The following is a 19138-nucleotide window of genomic DNA, read 5'->3' on the forward strand; positions in this document are numbered from 1 at the left end:
TCTTCGTGGAGCCTTCCGCTTTCACGAGGAATTGAATTCGCGGTCGCCGTCGAACTGCTCAACAAGGGGCTGGTCGACGTCAAGCCGCTGATATCGGCAACCCTGTCGTACCGCGATTCGGCCCGCGCCTTTGCGCTGGCGGCCGATCGTACGCRGGCGATGAAAGTGCTGCTGAACTTCGAGTGAACGCATCCCCTCGCGCCATTCTCGAGCTTCGATCCCATCCGCCAGCACTTTGCGCTCGAGCATCACCTGTTGCGCCCACCGCTCTATCGCAAGCAACTGGCTGCGCGCTTCGACGCCTGGCGTCTTTTCACGGGCCTCACCCAAAATCCGCTTGCCGCCTTCTGAATCGCAACGCCGCCTGCCGATGTTGCGACCATTCACCTTCAACGTGACAAGGCCCTTCACGTCAGTCGAGGGTCGCCCGCGCCAGAAAGGGGGCCAGCTGTTCGCGCGCCATTTCAGGCGTCACCACATCCGCGGGGTCGAGCTTTTCGTAGCTATAGCTCTCCGGGTCATCGTAGATGCGCTCCGCAATGAGCTTCGGCTGCGGGTCGTTGGTGTACGAGAAGATCTGGAACAGATGGTGGTTCATGAGGTAGTAGGCACCGGGATCGGCATCGATGTCGTGGTCCCCGAGGCAGCTGCCGGGCACCACGTGGGTCCAGACGGCCTCCGTGGTGACGCCATAGTCCTCCGCGCCCATGTTCATGGTGCGCGCACCCATGACGTTCTGCCGGGTCTCGAACGCTTCCCTGTAGAACCCTTCGACGGCTACCTTTCCCGATAACACTCGCATCTCCCTGCGATCTCCCACGCGGTACATGGGCTCGTCAATCGTGAGTTCGGGCACGATGATCTGATCCCAATAACCGGCAACCTCCAGCAGAAGGTGACGGAAATAGTTCTTGAGGATTGCCCGGTGCAAGGGCTTCTGTGTCTGCTCCAGAAAGCGTTCGACCTGTCGCGGCCACTCGGTGACGTCGAACTTCGGCGGAATGCGCATGAGGGTGAGCGCGTCGGTTGTATTGAGCGCTGGGCTGCGCCCGGACAGATTTGCGGTTGTCATCTTCTCTACTCCTGGTGAATTCCCGATCGGCGATAGCGGGCTCGCCGCTGCCGAATCAGGAGGTGATTCCGTGTCCAGCCTGGGCTAGAAATTCACGGCGTCTCGCCCTTTCAGGCGAAGCATCTGCCTGGCCTCATCGGGCGTGGCGACATCGAGCGAAAGCGCCTCGATGGCTGTCCTGATGCGGCGGACCTGATCGGCATTGGAGCGAGCGAGACGACCCGGACCGTCCCACAACGAGTCTTCCAGTCCCACGCGCACATGGCCGCCGACAGCAACTCCCAGGGTCGCCATGGGGATCTGATTGCGCCCCGCACCCAGCACCGACCACACGTATGCATCCCCGAACAGGCGCTCAGCCGTTCGGCGCATGTGCATCAGGTCTTCCACGTGCGCGCCGATGCCGCCGCGCAGGCCGAACACGGACTGAATCAGGAGCGGCCCCTTGACGAGACCGCGATCCAGAAAATGCGCAGCGGTGTAGAGGTGGCCGATGTCATAGCACTCGATCTCGAAGCGCGTTCCATTGGCCGAGCATGACCTCAGGATGTATTCGATGTCCCTGAAACTGTTGCGGAAGACGAGATCGTCGCTGTTCTGCAGGTACGGTCGCTCCCAGTCGTGCTTGAACTCCTTGAAGCGATTCAGCATCTCGTAGAGTCCGAAATTCATCGAACCAATGTTGAGCGACGCGACCTCGGGCGCGAACTGGGCCGACCGTCTGACGGGTCACGTGCGTGAAGGTGCACGATGGCCGCGCCCGCGCTGGCTGCATCCAGGGCAGCCTGCGCGATCTCGGCTGCCGTCACTGGCAGGTAGGGCGACATCGAGGGCGTGTGGATCGCGCCCCTGATGGCGCAGGTGACGATGACCTTGCGCGGATCGGACATTGGTTTTCCTCAGTCGCCGTCGATGACGGGGTTCGAGAGCAATCCGACGCCTTCGATCTCCACTTCGCAGACGTCACCTGCCTTCATGAAGATCGGTGGATTTCGAGCTGCGCCGACGCCCGAAGGCGTGCCTGCGATGATGATGTCGCCGGGCTCCAGCGCAAAGGGCTCAGAGCAGACGGCGACGAGGCGTTCGACGTCGAAAATCATGTCGCGCGTATTGGCATCCTGCAGGATCCGACCGTTGAGGCGGGTTTGCAGGCGCAGCCCCACCGCGCCGCGAGGCAGTTCATCGGCAGTGACGAATTCAGGCCCGAAGGACCCAGACCGGTCGAAGTTCTTTCCCATCATCCATTGAGCGGACTTCGTCTGGTAGTCCCGAACGGAGCCGTCGTTGAATATGGAATAGCCAGCCACATGCTCCAGTGCACGCGCCTTGTCGATGTAGCGGCCCGCCTTCCCGATCACTACGACCAGCTCTCCTTCGTAGTCGAACTGGGTAGACACGTGCGGCCGCTCCAGCGGCATGCCATGCCCCACCCATGAACTCGGGTAGCGATGGAAAAGCACAGGGTACTTTGGCGGCTCGAAGCGGCTCTCCGCCACGTGGTCCACGAAATTCAGCCCCACGGCGATAGCCTTCGCGGGCGCGGCAACAGGAGGCAGCCATGCGATCTCCGACGCATGCAATCGGCTGCGCGCGGTCTCTCCGGCGTGCCTGGCTGCTTCCATGCCGGCGGACCCGGCGCGAAGCAGTTGATCCAGCGTGGAAGGCAAACCTTCGGCAGTAAGGTTGACGATCTCCTGATCGATACGCAGGCCGAGTGCAGGTTTGCCGTTGCTGTTGAATGCTAGAAGTCGCATGGTGTGATTCCTGTTGCTAGATCACGGAAAGCAAGCCACCGTCGACCAGAAGCGCGATGCCGCTGACGTAGCTCGACATGTCGGAGCCGAGCCACGCGACCGCATCGGCAATCTCCGATGGCTTGCCGAGGCGCCGCAACGGCGTGCGCTGCCTGAAGCCGTCGGATACGGCGGCAATCGCGGGATTGGTGCGCAGAAGATGCGTGTCGATGATTCCTGGGGCGACTGAATTGACGCGAATGCCTTCAGGTCCCAGCGCGTCGGCAAGGGCCTTTGCCATCAGCACGACACCGCCTTTGCTCGTCGAGTACGCCACGGTCATGCCAGCACCGGCGATCCCGCCCATGCTGGCCATCAGGATGATGCTGCCCGCCCTGCCGCGCGCCTTCATCTGCCGCGCCGCTGCCTGAGCACTGAACAGAACGCCATCGAGATTCACAGCCATCAGCCGGCGGTAGTCTTCTTCGGCTACATCGGCACCGTCCGAACGCAGCGTGATGCCGGCATTGCACACCATCACATCCACTCCGCCGAACTCCGAAGCCGTATCGAGCAGTGCGTCGACCTGCGAACGCTTGCTCACGTCCGTGCGATGAAAACGAACGGCGACGCCAAGCACCTCGATTTCCGAGACGGTCGTGCTGCCGCCTTCATTGGAAGTCTCGGTGATGTCCGAGACGATGACGGCCTTTGCACCATGCTGGGCAGCACCGATCGCGATGGCCCGTCCAATGCCGCTGGCCGCGCCGGTGACGAGGACGACCTTGCCTTCGAGAATGTTGCTCATGTCAATCCTGCCCCTGCATGGCTGGCGGCCAGGCGCCGAGTTGCCGCAGCAAGGAGAAGAGATTCGCTACGCCCCAGTGCTCTGTGATCTTTCCGTTCTGAACGCGCATGGCATCGACGGTTTCGAAGTGGATCTTTCGTCCAGTGGGCGCAATACCGAACATGGCGCCCTGGTGCGTGCCGTGATAGGTCTTGAACGTCGTCACGACGTCACCCTCGACACGCTGCCAATGGATGTCCGCGTGAAAGTCCGGAAACGCGGTGCGCAGCGTCTTGTAGAGGCCCAGGGCGCCAGCCTTGTCCGGCGTGCAATTGGGCTGCGGCGTGTGGTCGAGGAAGTCATCGGCAAAGAGCTCATCGAAGAGCGCGTAGTTGCCACCACCCTGGACCTCTTCGGTATTGCGGCGGATGAGGGCCTTTGCCGCTTCGCCCGCAGCGTTCGTGGTGCTCATGATGTTCTCCGGGAAGGGTCAAGACTCAACCGAACAGCTTGGCTGCCGTCTTTGCAATCAGCTCGCCCTGGTGCCGCGCACCCGCGAGATCGATCTGCGTCGGCTGACGCGATCCATCGCCTCCGGCGACGGTGGTCGCCCCGTAGGGAGCACCTCCGACGATCTCGTCGACGCTCATCTGGCCCTGGTGGCTGTATGGGAGCCCGACGATGGTCATTCCAAAGTGCAGCAGGTTGGTGATGATCGAGAACAGCGTCGTCTCCTGGCCGCCATGCTGCGTGGCAGATGAGCTGAATGCGCCTCCGACCTTGCCGTGGAGAGCACCACGCATCCAAAGCCCACCGGCCTGGTCGAGGAATGCAGCCATCTGCGATGACATGCGACCGAAGCGCGTGCCCGTACCCACGACGATCGCGTCGTAGCTCTCGAGGTCCGCAATCGCCGCGATGGACGCCGTCTGGTCGAGCTTGAAGTGCGCGGCCTTCGCGACCTCCAGGGGCACTGTTTCGGGTACGCGCTTGATGTCCACCTGCGCCCCCACGCTTCGCGCGCCCTCGGCCACCGCTTCGGCCAACTTCTCGATGTGGCCATAGGACGAGTAATACAGGACAAGAACTTTGCTCATGATGATCTCCAGGGTTGCTGGTGCGGCCGAACGCAGCGGCCGCGAGCCGACGTCATTACCGGGGTCCTGTCGTAGCGGACTCCGGCGTGCTGCGATGACATGCCTGAAGACTAGGAGCTCGTCATTTCTCCCGGAAGCCTGTTTGTCTCGATGGCATCCATCGTCGGAGCCGATGGCAGCCGATTTCCCGCGGACCTCGCTAGCCGCAGCTTCCAATGTGGCCGCACGCCGTGCAGAAGTCGCAACCGTCCTTCTGGATCATCGTGGCGTTGCCGCATTCGGGACACGCGGCGCCGAGCATGGGCAGCGGCTGGTCGGCCATGGTCACGGGGGCTTGCAGGATGCCCATCGCCCGCAGCGGATATCCCTCGGCGTCGAGCACGCCCAGCATGGCATAGCGATGGATGATCAGCCGCGCCACATAAGCAACGGTCGAAGGCCAGACCTGCTGACGCTGGCTGCCCGCCGGTAACCCCGGCACAAACGCCATGAAGTGGCCCAGGGGCTCGGCGTAGTTGAGCAGCTTGCGCAGCTTCATGCCGATCCATGCCGGGTCGAGCACGCGCATGTCCAGCGACAGAATTCGCACCAGCCCGTCCAAAGCCCTCGGGTAGTTGCCCGAGAGTCCCAGCGCGCACGGCCGGGCAACCTTGCCGCCCTGCCCGTCCGGCAGCAGGACTTCCTTGAGCATCAAGGTAAAGGTCTCGTCGCTTGCCGGGTTGTGCACGTCCACGGCCCAGGCGAGCGTTCCGTTGGGCCCGGTCTGCGGCTCCTCGCGACTGAACAGCGCGTCGATGACCGGCGTGGCCGCGCCCTCTGCGCCCTTCTCGCCCTCGTCGCCCTGCCAGAGCCCCAACTGCTCGCATCGCCAACGGATCACCGCCGCGGTGGCCGCCACGACGCCAGGAAAACGCCGCATCTCTCCGTTCGGCGGAAACGGCATCTCGAACGAACGCTCTTCCTGCACGGTGGTCAGCACATCGAGCTTCAGGCGCATCCACGTGGCGTCCTTGGCGCGAAGATCCATCGACAGTGTCTTCGCCAGCGCACCCAGGCCACGCGGCTGCTCGGCGCCGTTGATCCACACTTCGAAGGGCGCTTGCTTGCCATCTTCTGGCAGTTCGCCGATGAAGAGAGCGAACTCGCCGTAGGGATGACGAACCATGTACGACCACGCGGCGTTCCCCGCCGGCAGGTCCGGGCGGCCCGGCCAGCGCAGTGACGCGAGCACCGGCTGCGGCATGCGTTCGAGCAGCAACCGTTCGTTCAGCGGGCCGGCATCGATCGTCATGGGTTGCTGCGCACCGGCCGAAGATGGCGTGCTCAGCACGGCGCCCAGCACGGCATTGGGCCGATAGGTGGCCATGCCCTTCAGGCCGGACTTCCAGGCACGCAGATACAGGTCCTTGAAATCCGAATAGGGATAGTCGGCGGGCACATTCACCGTCTTCGAGATGCCCGTGTCCACATGCGGCGCCACGGCCGCGACCATTTCCTCGTGCGCCTGCGCGCTCATTTGCAGCGCAGTCACGAAAGCCTCCGTGAGCGGCGCAGCCTCTCCCTTCAGATGCCGGTACAGCCGCCATGCGTGGTCTTCGACCGCATGCTCTTCAAAGTCGCCTTCGGGCGTGCGCTTGCGGCGCGTGTAGGTCCACGAGAAGGCAGGCTCGATGCCGTTGCTGACGTTGTCCGCGAAGGCGAGGCTGATGGTGCCCGTGGGCGCGATCGAAAGCAGATGCGAGTTGCGCAGGCCCGTCGCACGGATGCGCTCCTTGAGGGACGCGGGCAGCCGCGAGGCGAAGGTGTCGCGCCTGAGATAGAGGTCGGCGTTGAACAGCGGAAAGGCGCCCCTCTCCGCCGCGAGTTCAATCGATGCTCCGTATGCGGCATCGCGCAGGACCTCCGCAATGCGCCGGGCGGCATCGCGCGCCGCGGCGCTGTCGTAGCGCAGGTTCAGCATCACCAACGCATCGCCGAGCCCGGTAAAGCCCAGGCCGATGCGGCGCTTGTTGCGCGCCTCTTCACTCTGGCGCTCCAGGGGCCACACGGAGATGTCCAGCACGTTGTCGAGCATGCGCACCGCCACGGCCGCGAGCCGCGCGAAGGCCCCCTCGTCGAAAACAGCATCCGCTTCGAAAGGATGGCGCACGAACCGTGTCAGGTCGATGGAGCCCAGGCAGCAGCAGCCGTATGGCGGCAGCGGCTGCTCGCCGCAGGGGTTCGTGGCCGCGATGCTCTCGCAGTACGAGAGGTTGTTGTCGCGGTTGATCCTGTCCAGGAACAGAACGCCAGGCTCCGCATGGTCGTAGGTCGATCGCATGATCTGGTCCCACAGCGTGCGCGCCGACACCGACCGATAGACCCACAGGCCGTCTTCGCGCTGGCGTTCACCGCCGCCTTTCCAGCGCGGTCCCGGTGCGGCGCGGTGCACCAGTTCGAAAGGCTTGTCTTCCTGCACCGCATTCATGAACGCATCCGTCAACCCGACCGAGATATTGAAATTGCTCAGGTCGCCCTCGTCCTTGGCATGGATGAATTCCTCGATGTCCGGATGGTCGCAACGCAAGACGCCCATCTGGGCGCCCCGGCGCGAACCCGCGGACTCGACCGTCTCGCATGAACGATCGAAGACGCGCATGTAGGACACCGGCCCGGATGCGCTCGACCGCGTGCTTTCAACCCAGGCGCCGCGCGGGCGAATGCGCGAAAAGTCGTAACCGACGCCCCCGCCACGGCGCATGGTCTCGGCCGCTTCGGTCAGCGCGACGTAGATACCAGGATAGCCTTCGTCGTCGGCCGCAATGGAGTCGCCCACCGGCTGCACGAAGCAATTGATCAGCGTTGCGGACAAGGCCGTGCCGGCCGCCGACTGGATGCGCCCCGCAGGCAGGAAGCCATCTTCCAGAGCACGCAGGAAGCGCGACTCCCATTGCGCGCGCAACTCAGGCTTCTCGGCTTGAGCGACCGCGCGGGCCACGCGCCGACAGACGTCGGCGATGCTGCGCTCGTCGTCCTTGGCGTACTTCTCGAGCAGCACCTCGCGGCTGATCGGCTGCACAGGCAGCGTCTCGCGCGTGGGCGTAGGCGAAGTCTTCAGGGCATCGGTATCCGTCGACATGGCGCACCCTCTCGGATGAAGCACAGGCGTACATGATGCGATGCCAACGGGTCTTTCGTCCAGCCCGGGGCCGGCGCCGCCGTTTTTGCTTCTTGAACCATGTCGCGGTAGGCTCGTGGCTCCCGCGCCCGAAGCGCAGCCGAGCCCATGGAAAAGCACTACCTCGCACCCCTGTTTTCCCCTGCCTCCGTCATCGTCTTTGCCGGAGCACGCGGTGAAACGGGCGGCCCGTCCGTGCCGGTGCTCGTCGAAGCACTGCAGGAGGCCCTGCGCGCGCAGCGCTTTGCCGGCACGCTCCACTTCCTCGACATCCACACAAGTGGAACGCTCGGCGATCTCGCCCAGGCCCGCGCGGATCTCGCCGTCATTGCGCTGCCGCCTCAGGAGATCGCCGCCGCGCTGGAGCTGGCGGGGCGCATCCGCTGCCGGGCCGCGTTGGTGATATCGAACGGCATCGACAACGGGCAAGCCGCGGCCCTCAAGAAGATCGCCCAGCGCGAGGACATGCATCTGCTGGGGCCCAACTCGCTGGGATTCCAGCGCCCGCATCTGCAACTCAACGCCAGCGTCGCGGGGCCGCTGGCCAAGCCGGGCTCGCTGGCGCTGGTGTCGCAGTCAGGCGCGCTCACTGCGTCCATGCTGGATTGGGGGCGCAAGAACATGGTGGGCTTCTCGGCGGTCGTGTCGGTCGGCCCGCACAGCAGTCTCGACATTGCCGAAGTGCTCGACTTCCTGGCGCACGACTCGCAGACGCAGAGCATCATCGTGTACTTCGAAGGCATCAACAACGCGCGCCACTTCATGAGCGCGCTGCGTTCCGCAGCCAACGCCAAGCCGGTGGTCGTACTGAAGGCCGGACGCAAGCCTGCCGGCAACGAAGCCGCGCAAACGCACAGCAGCACCATCGTCGGCAGCGACGATGTGTTCGATGCCGCACTTCGCCGCGCGGGGGCCGTGCGGGTGCGCTCTTTCGTGGAGCTTTTCTCCGCCGCCAAGTGCCTGGCCTCGCGCTACCGGCCCGTGGGACGGCGGCTTGCCATCATCACCAACGGGGGCGGCCCCGGTGTGCTCGCGGCGGATTGGGTCAACGAAATCTCGCTCGACCTCGCCAAGCTGTCGCCCGCGTCGGTCGCTGCACTGGCGCCCCAGTTGCCCGCATTCGCGTCGCTGTCCGACCTGATCGACCTGTCTGAAGACGCCACCCCAGTCAACCTGGAGGCGGCCATCGCGGCGGCCGGCAAGGACCCGGCCGTCGATGGCCTTCTCGCCATCTATTCGCCCAAGATCGGCACCGATGCATCGGCCATGGCGCGCGCRCTCGTCAGCGCGCACCGGTCCATCAGCAAGCCGCTGCTGTCGTGCTGGATGGGCGATGCGTCGGTGGGCGAGGCGCGGGCGATCATCAACGAGGCGGGCATCCCCACCTTTCGCACGCCCGAAGCCGCCGTGGGTGCCTTCGGCAACATCGCGGCTTTCTACCAGAACCAGCAACTGCTGCAGCAGATCCCGCCGCCCTTGTCGACGATGGCCAAGCCGGACATCGAAGGGGCCAGGCTGGTGATCGAAAGCGTGCTGGCGGAGCGGCGCAAGGTGCTGACCGAGATGGAGTCCAAGACCTTGCTCTCGGCCTTTCACATCCCGATCACGAGGACCCTGCTGGCGCGCACAGCGCACGAGGCCATGATGATCGCGACGCAACTCGGCTTTCCGGTAGCCCTCAAGATCGATTCACCCGACATCAGCCACAAGTCCGACGTGGACGGGGTGGCGCTCAACATCATGAACGGCGCCAGCGCGCGGGACACCTACCTCGACATGGTGGAGCGCGTGAGGCGCCTGATGCCCGATGCGCGCATCAACGGCGTGACGGTGCAGAAGATGGCCCGGGCGCGTCGTGGGCGCGAGATTCACGTCGGCCTGGTGACGGACAAGCCTTTCGGCCCGGTGATCGTCTTCGGCGCGGGCGGCACCATGATCGAACTCATCAACGACCGCTCGATGGAGCTGCCGCCGCTCAATACCTTCCTCGCGCGCCAGCTGATTGCGCGCTCGCGGGTGGCGGAAACGCTGGGAGAGTGGCGCGGCGCCAGCGCGGTCGACATGGAGGCGCTCGAGCAACTGCTGTTGCGTGTCTCCGAGATGGTGTGCGAGCTGCCCGAGCTGCGCGAGATGGACATCAATCCGATCATCATCGACGCTTCGGGCGCAGTGGCGGTGGATGCCCGCATCCTGATCGACAGTGCGTCGCGGCCAGCCAGTGGCCGCTCGAACGACTATCACCACCTGTCGATACTCCCCTACCCCGCCAGGCACGAGCGCGAATGGCCGATGCCCGGCGGCGGCATGTACACCGTGCGGCCCATTCACCCCGGCGATGCACAGATGCTGCAGGAACTGGTGCAGCACTTGTCGCCGCAGAGCCGCTACTTCCGCTTCGTGTCGTGGTTCCAGGAACTGCCGGCGACCATGCTGTCGCGCTTCACGCTGATCGACTACGACCGCGAAATGGCGATCGTGGCGGTGTTCTCCGAGCGTTCCACCGATGCGTCGGGCGCCAGCCACGAGACGGAACGCATCGTCGGCGTGTCGCGCTACATCACCAACCCCGACCAGCGAAGCTGCGAATTCTCACTGTTGGTCGCGGATGAATTCAGCGGCAAGGGCATCGGTTCTAGACTGATGGAAAGCATCATCGAAGCGGCGCGCGAGAAGGGCCTCTCGGAAATCGATGGGCTCGTCCTGACAAGCAATTCGGAGATGTTGAAGCTGATGCGAAAACTGGGCTTTTCGGTCAAGCGTTTCGACGAGGATCCCGATTTCCGGCTGGTGACTTTCAACCTCTGAACCGCGCGACGATGTTGCCGTCTCGCAGGAGGTCAAAATCCGCAGATGCAACAAGCCAGATCTATATTGCCTCGATTTCCTCGCATCGCCTCCTTGATGTTGACCGCGACGGCCGCGCTCCTTGCGGGATGYGCCTCCGGGCCGCCCGCTGGGACGTCATCGCCTGCCGTTGCCGCTGGGAGTGCACAACCCACGGCGAAGCCTCGTGCAACAGCAACGCCAGTAGCGCCAACAGCCCCAGCAGTGCCGCCCGCCGACGACGCAGCGTTGCAGCAAAAATTCGCTGCGTGGGTCGCAGACTTCCGCACATCCGCGCGCGCGTCGGGCATCAGCGAAGCAACGCTGCACAGCGCCTTTGATGGTGTTCAATTCCTGCCGCGCGTCATCGAACTCGATCGCGCCCAACCCGAATTCACGCGCTCCGTCTGGGACTACCTGGACAACACCGTGACAGCTCAACGCGTCGCGCTCGGCCAGGACAAGCTGCTTCAAGTGCGCACCGAAGCCGACGCAGCCGCACGCCGCTATGGCGTTCCGCCCAGCATCGTGGTCGCGATCTGGGGCATGGAAAGCAATTTCGGCGGCAACTATGGCAGCACACCCACCATCGACGCATTGGCAACGCTCGGCTTCGAAGGGCGCCGCGAAGATTGGGCAAAACGCGAATTGCTGTCGGCACTGAAGATCCTCGACAACGGCGACATCGTTCGCGAACGCATGATCGGCTCCTGGGCCGGGGCCATGGGCCAGACGCAATTTTTGCCGTCGAACTTCCTGGCCTACGCAGTGGATGCGGATGGCGACGGACGGCGCGACATCTGGGGCAGCATGGCCGACGTCACTGCCTCCACCGCCAATTTCCTGGCCCGTTCAGGTTGGCAAACAGGGCAGCCTTGGGGCGTCGAGGTTCGCTTACCGGAGGGCTTCGAGTACGCCCGCGCGGACATGGCCGTGCGCCAGTCCTCCGCCCAATGGTCGGCCGAAGGAATCAAGAGCATCGACGGCAACGCACTGCCGGATTTCAGCGACGGCTCGATCCTGCTGCCCGCCGGCTCGCGCGGACCGGCCTTCCTGGTCGGACCGAATTTCCGCGCGATTCTTCGCTACAACAACTCCACCAGCTACGCGCTGGCGGTCGGGCTTCTCGCGCAACGGCTGGATGGCGGCCCGGGCGTGCAGGCGGCCTGGCCGCGCGACTTGGGCACTCTTTCGCGCAGCCAGTTGATCGAACTGCAGACTGCGCTCAATCAACTTGGCTTTGCAACGGGCGCACCCGACGGTGTCATGGGGCCGGCCACGCGCGATGGAGTGCGCCGCTACCAGCGCAGCATCGGAATGCCCGCAGACGGTTATCCCAGTGCGCAATTGCTTCAGCGTTTGCAGCAGCCGTAGCCGAAGCCTCCATCAACGAACAAAGGACGCGAGCGGTGGCAGCTTGAACCATGGCAAGGCTGCGTCTACATTGGGCGCGTTTGCACGGCGGTCTTTTTTTCTTCTTTCTTGAAAGTCCAAAGGGATTCCCATGTCCAGGCTACGTGTTCAATGCTTTTCCGTTTCACTCGATGGCTTCGGCGCCGGGCCGAATCAGAATCTCCAAAATCCGCTCGGCGTTCGAGGGCCCGAGTTGATGGAATGGTTCTTTCCCACGCGCGTGTGGCGAAAGATGCAGGGCCTCGAAGGCGGCGAAACCGGCATCGACAACGACATGGCAGAACGAGCCTTCGAAGGCATTGGCGCGTGGATTCTGGGTCGAAACATGTTCGGTCCCGTGAGGGGCCCATGGCCAGACGATCGTTGGAAGGGCTGGTGGGGCGATGAGCCGCCATATCACACGCCAGTCTTCGTGCTGACGCAGTATCCCCGCGCTCCGCTCGCAATGGCTGGCGGCACCGAGTTCCGCTTCGTCACCGAAGGCATCCACGTCGCCTTGGCACAGGCACAAGCCGCTGCGGGTGGGCAAGACATTCGCCTGGGAGGCGGCGTATCGACAGTCAGGCAATACCTTCAGGAAGGACTCATCGACGATCTGCATCTCGCCTTCAGGCCCGTGCTGCTGGGGTCCGGCGAGCATCTCTTTCGCGACATCGACTTGCATGCACTGGGTTATGAATGTGCTGATTCAGTCGCGGGTGAACGCGCAACGCATGTCTTTCTCAAGAAGCGCTGACACACCGCGGAAACTGAATTGCCGAACCTGAAACTTCCAGTCAGGTTGACGCTCTATGATTGACTCACATATTGACTCACATTTGGAAGCGATTAATTAATGACTCAAAGCTACAGCCAGATCCAGAAGCAGATTCAGGCCCTGCAACTCAAGGCCGAGAAACTGCGCGACAAGGAGATCGAGGGAGTGGTGGCGCGCATTCGGGTCGCCATTGAACATTACCGACTGACGCCTGAACAACTGTTCGCCAGACTCCCCGCCGAACAAAAGACTCGCCGGCCGGGCAAATCGGGTGCCCGCGTCGCACGCTATGCCGACGGAACGGGAAACACCTGGGGTGGCATCGGCAAGCGACCTGACTGGCTGCGCGAAGCTCTCGCCGCCGGGCGAGCACTCGAAGAGTTCGCGACCGGCGCCGCGGCAAAGCCCAATGGGCGCGCCAACGGCGTAAAGCCGAAGAAGTCGCGCGTTCTGTACCGCGACGATGCCGGCCACACCTGGAGCGGCATGGGGCCACGTCCGCGCTGGCTGAAAGAAGCACTCGAAGGCGGCAAGACATTGGAAGAAATGTCCGCCTGACCGCCTGATCTTCCGGCCACTCGGTCTTTCGGCCGAGCCCACTCCACCTTCTTGCGGATGGACAGCGGCGGGTTCGCTGTGCTGAACTCGCACACGCCGCAATAGCGCGGAGGCCAGGCGAGGGACCCCGCAATGGATGACGAACAACAACGCGCGACGGCATGGCTGTCGTGCGACCTGGCCGAGTTGGCTGACGAGTTGCGGCTTTACGAGCCGACTCATTCCAGAGCCGAACCTGACTTCGACGTCGTGATCGTCGGCAGCGGGTATGGCGGCGCCATGGCATTGAGCGAGCTTGCGGGCCATGGCATCAATGGAAGGCCCCTGCGCATCGCCATGCTCGAGCGCGGCAAGGAATATCTGGCCGGCGCTTTTCCTTCCCGAATGGCCGACTTGGCGGGCCATGTGCGTTTCAGCAGGGCCGGCACCGGTGCGGTGCATGGAGAGACTCCCGGGCTCTTCGACCTGCGCATAGGCGGCGACGTGAATGTGGTGTTGGCCAACGGGTTGGGGGGCGGCTCCCTGATCAATGCGGGCGTGATGGCCGCGCCGCTGCCGGAGGTCCTGCAGCATCCGCGTTGGCCCGATGGCATCCGTCAAGACGCGGCACTGCTCGCCGCGATGGCCGAAGTCAGCGAGCAACTGGAGTCGACTTCGAGCCAGGCATTTGCTGGTCGCGGTGCCTTGATGAGCCAACTCGGCGGCGGAGTGGCGCACCCGGTCGATGTCACGGTGGCGCAGCATGACGACACCACAAGAGGCATCCGGCACTGCACGGGCTGCCGTGCCTGCGCCACGGGCTGCAACGAACGCGCGAAGTTGTCGCTCGACGTCACATTGATGGCCGACGCCTGTGCGCGGCATCCGGCGCCACTTCGCATCGTGACCGGCGCGACAGTGACCACCTTCGCAAAGCTGGGCGATCACGACTGGAAAATTTCGGTGACGCACACGGACACCGGCTTGCGCCGCCACATTCGCGAACCCTACGCATTGCGCACCCGGTGCCTCATCGTTGCGGCAGGCGCGCTCGGTTCCACCGAGCTGCTCATGCGTTCCCGCAACAACAAGCTCGCGGTATCGGCCGTCCTGGGGGAGCGCTTTTCCACCAACGGGGACAACCTGAGCACCATCTATCGACACGCGGGCGCCACACCTTCGGCGGTCGATCAGGACGGACCGACCATCACGCGGATGATCGATCTGCGCGAAGAGCACAACCGGCTCAAGAAGGACGACAAGCCCGTCGTGATCCAGGACTTGGCGATTCCGGCCGCGCTGCGTCGACTGCTCGAGGAAACCGCCACCACGGTCGCCACCATCCGCTCGCTGACCAAGGCCGACTCGACCCGTTATGCAGGCACGCCGGACGAACCCGACAGCGCCGGCATCGACAAGGATGCGATCGACAACAGCCTGGTGGTTGCCGTCATCGGGCACGACAGCGCGAGCGGGCGCCTCTCGCTCCCTCCCGATGCGGCCGAAGGCACGAAGGGCAACAAGGGCACACCGAAGGGGACTCAAGGCACGCTTGGCGTGGTCTGGCCGGGAGTGCGCAAGGACCCGAGCTTCGAGCACCATCAGGACATCCTCGAACGTCTGGTGCACCAGCAACTGCCGGGCGCGGCGGTTCTGCCGAACCCGGCGTGGCGTCCGCTTCCGGACATGCTGGAGCAGCTTTTCGGCCCGGCTCGCGGACCGGTGTTGACGGTGCATCCGCTCGGAGGCTGCGCGATGGGCGAGTCTTCCGCGACGGGTGTGGTCGACGAACACGGCCGCGTCTTCGAATGCGATGCGAAGGGCGGCGTCCACAAGGGACTGGTCGTGCTGGACGGCTCGATCATGCCGACTTCGCTCGGCATCAATCCATCGTTGACCATTGCGACCTTGGCGCGTCGAGCCATCCGCCATCTGCGCACCGAATGGGGCTTTGTTGCATTGGATGCCGCAGTGGAGCCGCCGAAACCGCCGAAAGCGCCATCGACATGGAATCCGCTGCGGCCGGTGTTTACCTATCCGACCCCGCCGAAGCCGGCGCAGCCGACGTGCATCGAGATGACAGAGCAGATGAAGGGACGCGTGACCATCGACTGCAAGGGAAAGCCGGTGCCGCTGGACATGGAACTGACGCTCTGGTTCGAGCCGGCGGCGATTCCCGATCTCATCGCCGCGCGCTCCAAGCGGCAGATGATCGTCGACCCCACGCGCAGCCGCGTGCGGCTCTTCACGCCTTCGCCGATCCTGCCTGCGGTCATTGAACTGGGTGCGCCGGCCAGGCAAGGCTCTCCAGCCAAAGACATGGTCCTCGAAGCGCCAGTTCAGGGCGAGCTGACCATGATGCGCCACTCGCCGTCGGGCCGGCTCTCCCGCACGCTGTCCGGACTGTGGTCGTGGTTTCGCAATCGCGGATTCCGCGACGCTTCGCAATCGGTGATCGACTGGTTTCGCGGGCGCCCGTCCAAGGGTCGCGCGAGCATCTGGACGCTGGTCAAGTCGGTCTTCAACCTGGCCTCTCGCGCAGCGGACACCCGTTTGCTCGAATATGACCTGCGGCTTCTCGAGCCAGCCCACGTTGCCAAATCGCTTGGCGACGCGAAATGGGAGGACGGACGCGTTCGCGCAGTCAAGCGCCTGACCTACGAGCGTGCCGCGAATCCCGCCAATCAATGGATGTATGCGGATCTGGTCGACTTTCCTCATCGGCATCGCTCGGACGAGCGCAAGCCGATCAGCGTCGATCTGCCCTACTTCGCGAGCGTCAACGTGCCGTTGGCGCGGGTCGTGTCGCAATCCGATCAGGCAAGCGCATTGGTCGACGTCGCATCGCTCTTGCTGTATGTGTCGCGCGTCATGCTGCCGCTGCACGCATGGTCGCTTCGTCTTCCGGATCGGCCGGAGCCGCGTGAAGCCAAGCGGCTGCCGGGCGCCATCGAAGGGTTGCCGCTGCCAGACATCGTGGAGCTTGCCGTCGATCGGCTCAGGGACGACACCCCGGTCCACCTGCGCCTGACGCGCTACGGGCCGGGCGCGAAGCACGGGGCCAACCCCGTGATCCTCATCCACGGCTACAGCGCCAGCGGCACGACCTTCGCCCATCCGCTGCTTCCGGCGGGCGGGCTTGCCGGCGCGCTGTTCCGCGACGGTCGCGATGTGTGGGTGCTCGATCTGCGCAGCAGCGCCGGCATGCCGACGGCACGCGAGCCGTGGTTCTTCGAGCAGATGGGTTGCCAGGACATTCCCCTGGCAGTCGACCATATCTGCCGCTGCACCGGTGCGCAGCGCGTGGACGTCGTCGCGCATTGCATGGGCGCGGCGATGCTGGCGCTGGGCCTCTTCGCGGACAAGCTGGAGTCCGGCGTCGACCGCTTTCCGAAACTGCGCGCGGCGCTGCACCAGCGTCTGGGCTGGCTCGTGCTGTCGCAGGTCGGCCCCGCGCTGGTCATGTCGCCGGCCAACATGGCTCGTGCCTATGTCATGCAGTGGCTGCGACAGTTCGTGAATCTGGGACGCTTCGAGTTCACGCCCGAGAAGCCAGGTACGGCAGACGACATGGCCGACCGCCTGCTCGCGGCCGTGCCCTACCCGCAGGCAGATTTCTTTCGCGAGAACCCGATGTGGCCCCCGGGCGCACGCACCACCTGGGTGGCGGCACGGCACCGCATGGACGCCCTGTATGGCGTGACCTTCAAGCTGGACGGCATGTCGGATGCAGTGCTCGAAGCCATCGACGATTTCTTCGGGCCGATGAACTTGCAGACGGTTGCGCAAGTCATTGCCTTCGCGCGCTACGGCATCGTCACCGACCGCCGCGGCGATGGCGCCTGCATGGTGCCGAGCCGGATCGCGGAGGTCTGGCGGACCAGGGACTCCACACACCGGACGCTGTGCCTGCACAGCACCGAGAACGGGCTCCTGGACATCGCGACACGCGAGAGGATGATCGACCTGCTCAATGACGCGCATTGCGCGGGGCAGTCGATCGAGTTCCGCGACATGGGCCACCAAGACAGCCTGATCGGTCGCCGTGCGCCGGCCGTCTATCGCGCCATCTGCCAATTCTTGTCCAAGGAATCGAGCTATGACGACCAACCCCGCGTTGACCCCTCGGCGGCTGCTGCGCAAGATGCTGGCGCCGAGGTCCTTCGCTGCGCCGCCAATTCTTGAGAGCGACGGCAAGCTCACATTCCGGGCGAGCTTCGACCAGCGCAATGGGGTGCCGACGTCGGCGGTCCTCATGCCGGTAGTGGTGCACCAGGATCAATGGAAGATCCTGAAGGAAGGACAGCCCGTCGACCTGCGCGACATCCGGCGAATCGGCGCCGAAGCGGTCATGGCGGACGTTCTTGCCGACGGCGCAACCGTGACCACGACCCTCTCCTGGCCTTCCGGCACCGATCGTGCCGTGCTCCTGCTGATTCATCCGCAGACGAAGGTCGACGTGGAGATCGCGAGCGATCAGGACTTCGACGAGATCGTCGATCACAAGGAAGCCATTTCGCTCGAAAGCGGCGTCATCACACGCCGGGGATCGGGAGCGGACGTGCCCAACACGCATGCAGCATTCGCCGTCAGCAGCTGCCAGTACCCTGCCGGCATGCTCGACGGCAGCGTGAGAGTGCGCAGCCGCGCACTGGACGATCGCTACATCGGACCCGCAGAGCGCTCGCTGTGGCGGCTGGGCGAGCGCCTGGAGAACGACGAGTCGATCCGCTTCACCGTGCTGACGGGCGATCAGGTGTACGTCGACCGCACGGCAGGCTTGTTCGATCCGAGCAAGCTGCTCGAACGGCTTGCCTTTGCATACGAAGCCTTCATGCTCAACGCCGGGCTGCAGCGCGTACTGCGCGTTGCCGGCGCCGAGATCTTTCCCATGCTCGACGACCACGAGGTCTCGGACAACTGGGAGCCCCGGCCGCGGGGCTTCGGGCACGACGAGATCCAGGACGAGATCAAGCAGAGCCGCCAGGCGTATGTCGCGCGCCAACGGAGCATGTGGCCGAAGTCGACCCACGACGAGTCGCCCAGCAAGGACCAGCTGTGGGTCAGCAGGCAGGTGCATGGCTACGCGTTCTTCTTTGCCGACGCGCGCACGCAGCGAACGGGCCGGACCATCGAAAACCTGAAGGACGCCACCATCCTCGGCACAGGCCAATCCGACAACCTGCACACGTGGATCAAAGGCCAGCGCGCCTCGGACGGACCCAGCTTCGTGGTCTCTTCATCGATCCTGCTGCCGCGCTACCTGTCGATGCAGAAGTGCGGAGTCACGAGCGCATGCCACGCTGTCGCCCTGCAGACGGATTCGTGGGCGGGATACCCCAAGTCGTTGCACGATCTTCTGGCATGCGTGTATGACGCCGAAGCGCATCGGATCGTCTTCCTGTCGGGCGACGAGCATCTGTCTTGCCTCGCCACGATCAAGATCGAACGCCTCGACGTGCCGGGCAAGTGCGTGACCGTTCATTCCATTCACAGCTCGGCGCTGTATGCGCCTTATGCGTTTGCCAATTCAAAGGTGGAAGATTTCGCGTCGCCTGACTGCTTCGAGTTCGAACAGGATGATCAGGATGACCACAGCGGCAAGCGGCGGCGATTCCGGTGCAGCGTCGAAACCTTCTTTCCGCGCACCGGTGACGGCTTCGCAATCGTCAGGCCTTGCCCGACGGGTGCCTCGTCCTGGCGGCTCGATGTGGATTTCGATGGTGCGGACGGGCAGGTGCGGCGGTCGATCCACCTTTGAT

12 protein-coding genes and 3 pseudogenes are annotated in these 19138 nt (G+C 64.3%); 8 read left to right on the top strand and 7 right to left on the bottom strand.

Features of this window, described 5'->3' with window-relative positions; translation table 11 throughout:
* Window positions 1-186: pseudogene (locus AC1DMA_RS04310) on the top strand (L-idonate 5-dehydrogenase); the annotation flags it as partial.
* A 21-nt stretch (window positions 187-207) separates the two neighbouring features.
* A pseudogene (locus AC1DMA_RS04315) lies at window positions 208-351 on the top strand (IS6 family transposase); the annotation flags it as partial.
* Window positions 352-412: 61 nt separating this feature from the next.
* Here AC1DMA_RS04315 and AC1DMA_RS04320 read toward each other — a convergent pair.
* The 7 genes and pseudogenes from AC1DMA_RS04320 to AC1DMA_RS04350 form a co-directional block, all read right to left on the bottom strand.
* Window positions 413-1072: a hypothetical protein gene (locus AC1DMA_RS04320; protein ID WP_478143358.1), complete on the bottom strand. Its 660-nt coding sequence runs from the start codon at window positions 1070-1072 to the stop codon at window positions 413-415.
* Window positions 1073-1156: 84 nt separating this feature from the next.
* Window positions 1157-1962 (bottom strand): annotated as a pseudogene (locus tag AC1DMA_RS04325) (beta-keto acid cleavage family enzyme).
* Between the two features lie 9 nt (window positions 1963-1971).
* Window positions 1972-2826: a fumarylacetoacetate hydrolase family protein gene (locus tag AC1DMA_RS04330; protein WP_478127645.1), complete on the bottom strand. Its 855-nt coding sequence runs from the start codon at window positions 2824-2826 to the stop codon at window positions 1972-1974.
* 16 nt (window positions 2827-2842) lie between these two features.
* Window positions 2843-3613, bottom strand: coding sequence for an SDR family NAD(P)-dependent oxidoreductase (locus AC1DMA_RS04335; RefSeq protein WP_478143359.1), 771 nt, complete (start codon window positions 3611-3613; stop codon window positions 2843-2845).
* Window position 3614: 1 nt separating this feature from the next.
* Window positions 3615-4064, bottom strand: a complete 450-nt coding sequence (locus tag AC1DMA_RS04340) for an ester cyclase (RefSeq protein WP_478143360.1) — start codon at window positions 4062-4064, stop codon at window positions 3615-3617.
* 25 nt (window positions 4065-4089) lie between these two features.
* On the bottom strand, window positions 4090-4689 hold the full coding sequence (gene wrbA / locus AC1DMA_RS04345; RefSeq protein ID WP_478143361.1) for an NAD(P)H:quinone oxidoreductase: 600 nt from the start codon (window positions 4687-4689) through the stop codon (window positions 4090-4092).
* A gap of 199 nt (window positions 4690-4888) precedes the next feature.
* Complete coding sequence (locus AC1DMA_RS04350) at window positions 4889-7807, bottom strand: adenosylcobalamin-dependent ribonucleoside-diphosphate reductase (RefSeq protein WP_478143362.1); 2919 nt, start codon at window positions 7805-7807, stop codon at window positions 4889-4891.
* Between the two features lie 147 nt (window positions 7808-7954).
* On the opposite strand from AC1DMA_RS04350, the gene AC1DMA_RS04355 reads away from it, so the two are divergent.
* The 6 genes from AC1DMA_RS04355 (at window position 7955) to AC1DMA_RS04380 (ending at window position 19137) form a co-directional block, all read left to right on the top strand.
* On the top strand, window positions 7955-10651 hold the full coding sequence (locus AC1DMA_RS04355; RefSeq protein WP_478143363.1) for a bifunctional acetate--CoA ligase family protein/GNAT family N-acetyltransferase: 2697 nt from the start codon (window positions 7955-7957) through the stop codon (window positions 10649-10651).
* Between the two features lie 96 nt (window positions 10652-10747).
* The gene (locus AC1DMA_RS04360; RefSeq protein ID WP_478143364.1) at window positions 10748-12043 is read left to right on the top strand and encodes a lytic murein transglycosylase; all 1296 of its coding nucleotides are present in this window, start codon (window positions 10748-10750) and stop codon (window positions 12041-12043) included.
* 130 nt (window positions 12044-12173) lie between these two features.
* A complete protein-coding gene (locus AC1DMA_RS04365; protein ID WP_478143365.1) occupies window positions 12174-12818 on the top strand; it encodes a dihydrofolate reductase family protein in 645 nt (214 codons plus the stop codon).
* 99 nt (window positions 12819-12917) lie between these two features.
* Window positions 12918-13397, top strand: a complete 480-nt coding sequence (locus AC1DMA_RS04370) for an H-NS family nucleoid-associated regulatory protein (protein WP_478143366.1) — start codon at window positions 12918-12920, stop codon at window positions 13395-13397.
* A 132-nt stretch (window positions 13398-13529) separates the two neighbouring features.
* A complete protein-coding gene (locus tag AC1DMA_RS04375; RefSeq protein WP_478143367.1) occupies window positions 13530-17561 on the top strand; it encodes a GMC oxidoreductase in 4032 nt (1343 codons plus the stop codon).
* Window positions 17476-19137: an alkaline phosphatase D family protein gene (locus tag AC1DMA_RS04380; protein ID WP_478143368.1), complete on the top strand. Its 1662-nt coding sequence runs from the start codon at window positions 17476-17478 to the stop codon at window positions 19135-19137. Before AC1DMA_RS04375 ends, AC1DMA_RS04380 begins: the two co-directional genes overlap by 86 nt.
* Window position 19138: the final 1 nt, after the last annotated feature.

This window comes from Variovorax sp. 05N34 (assembly GCF_056397405.1).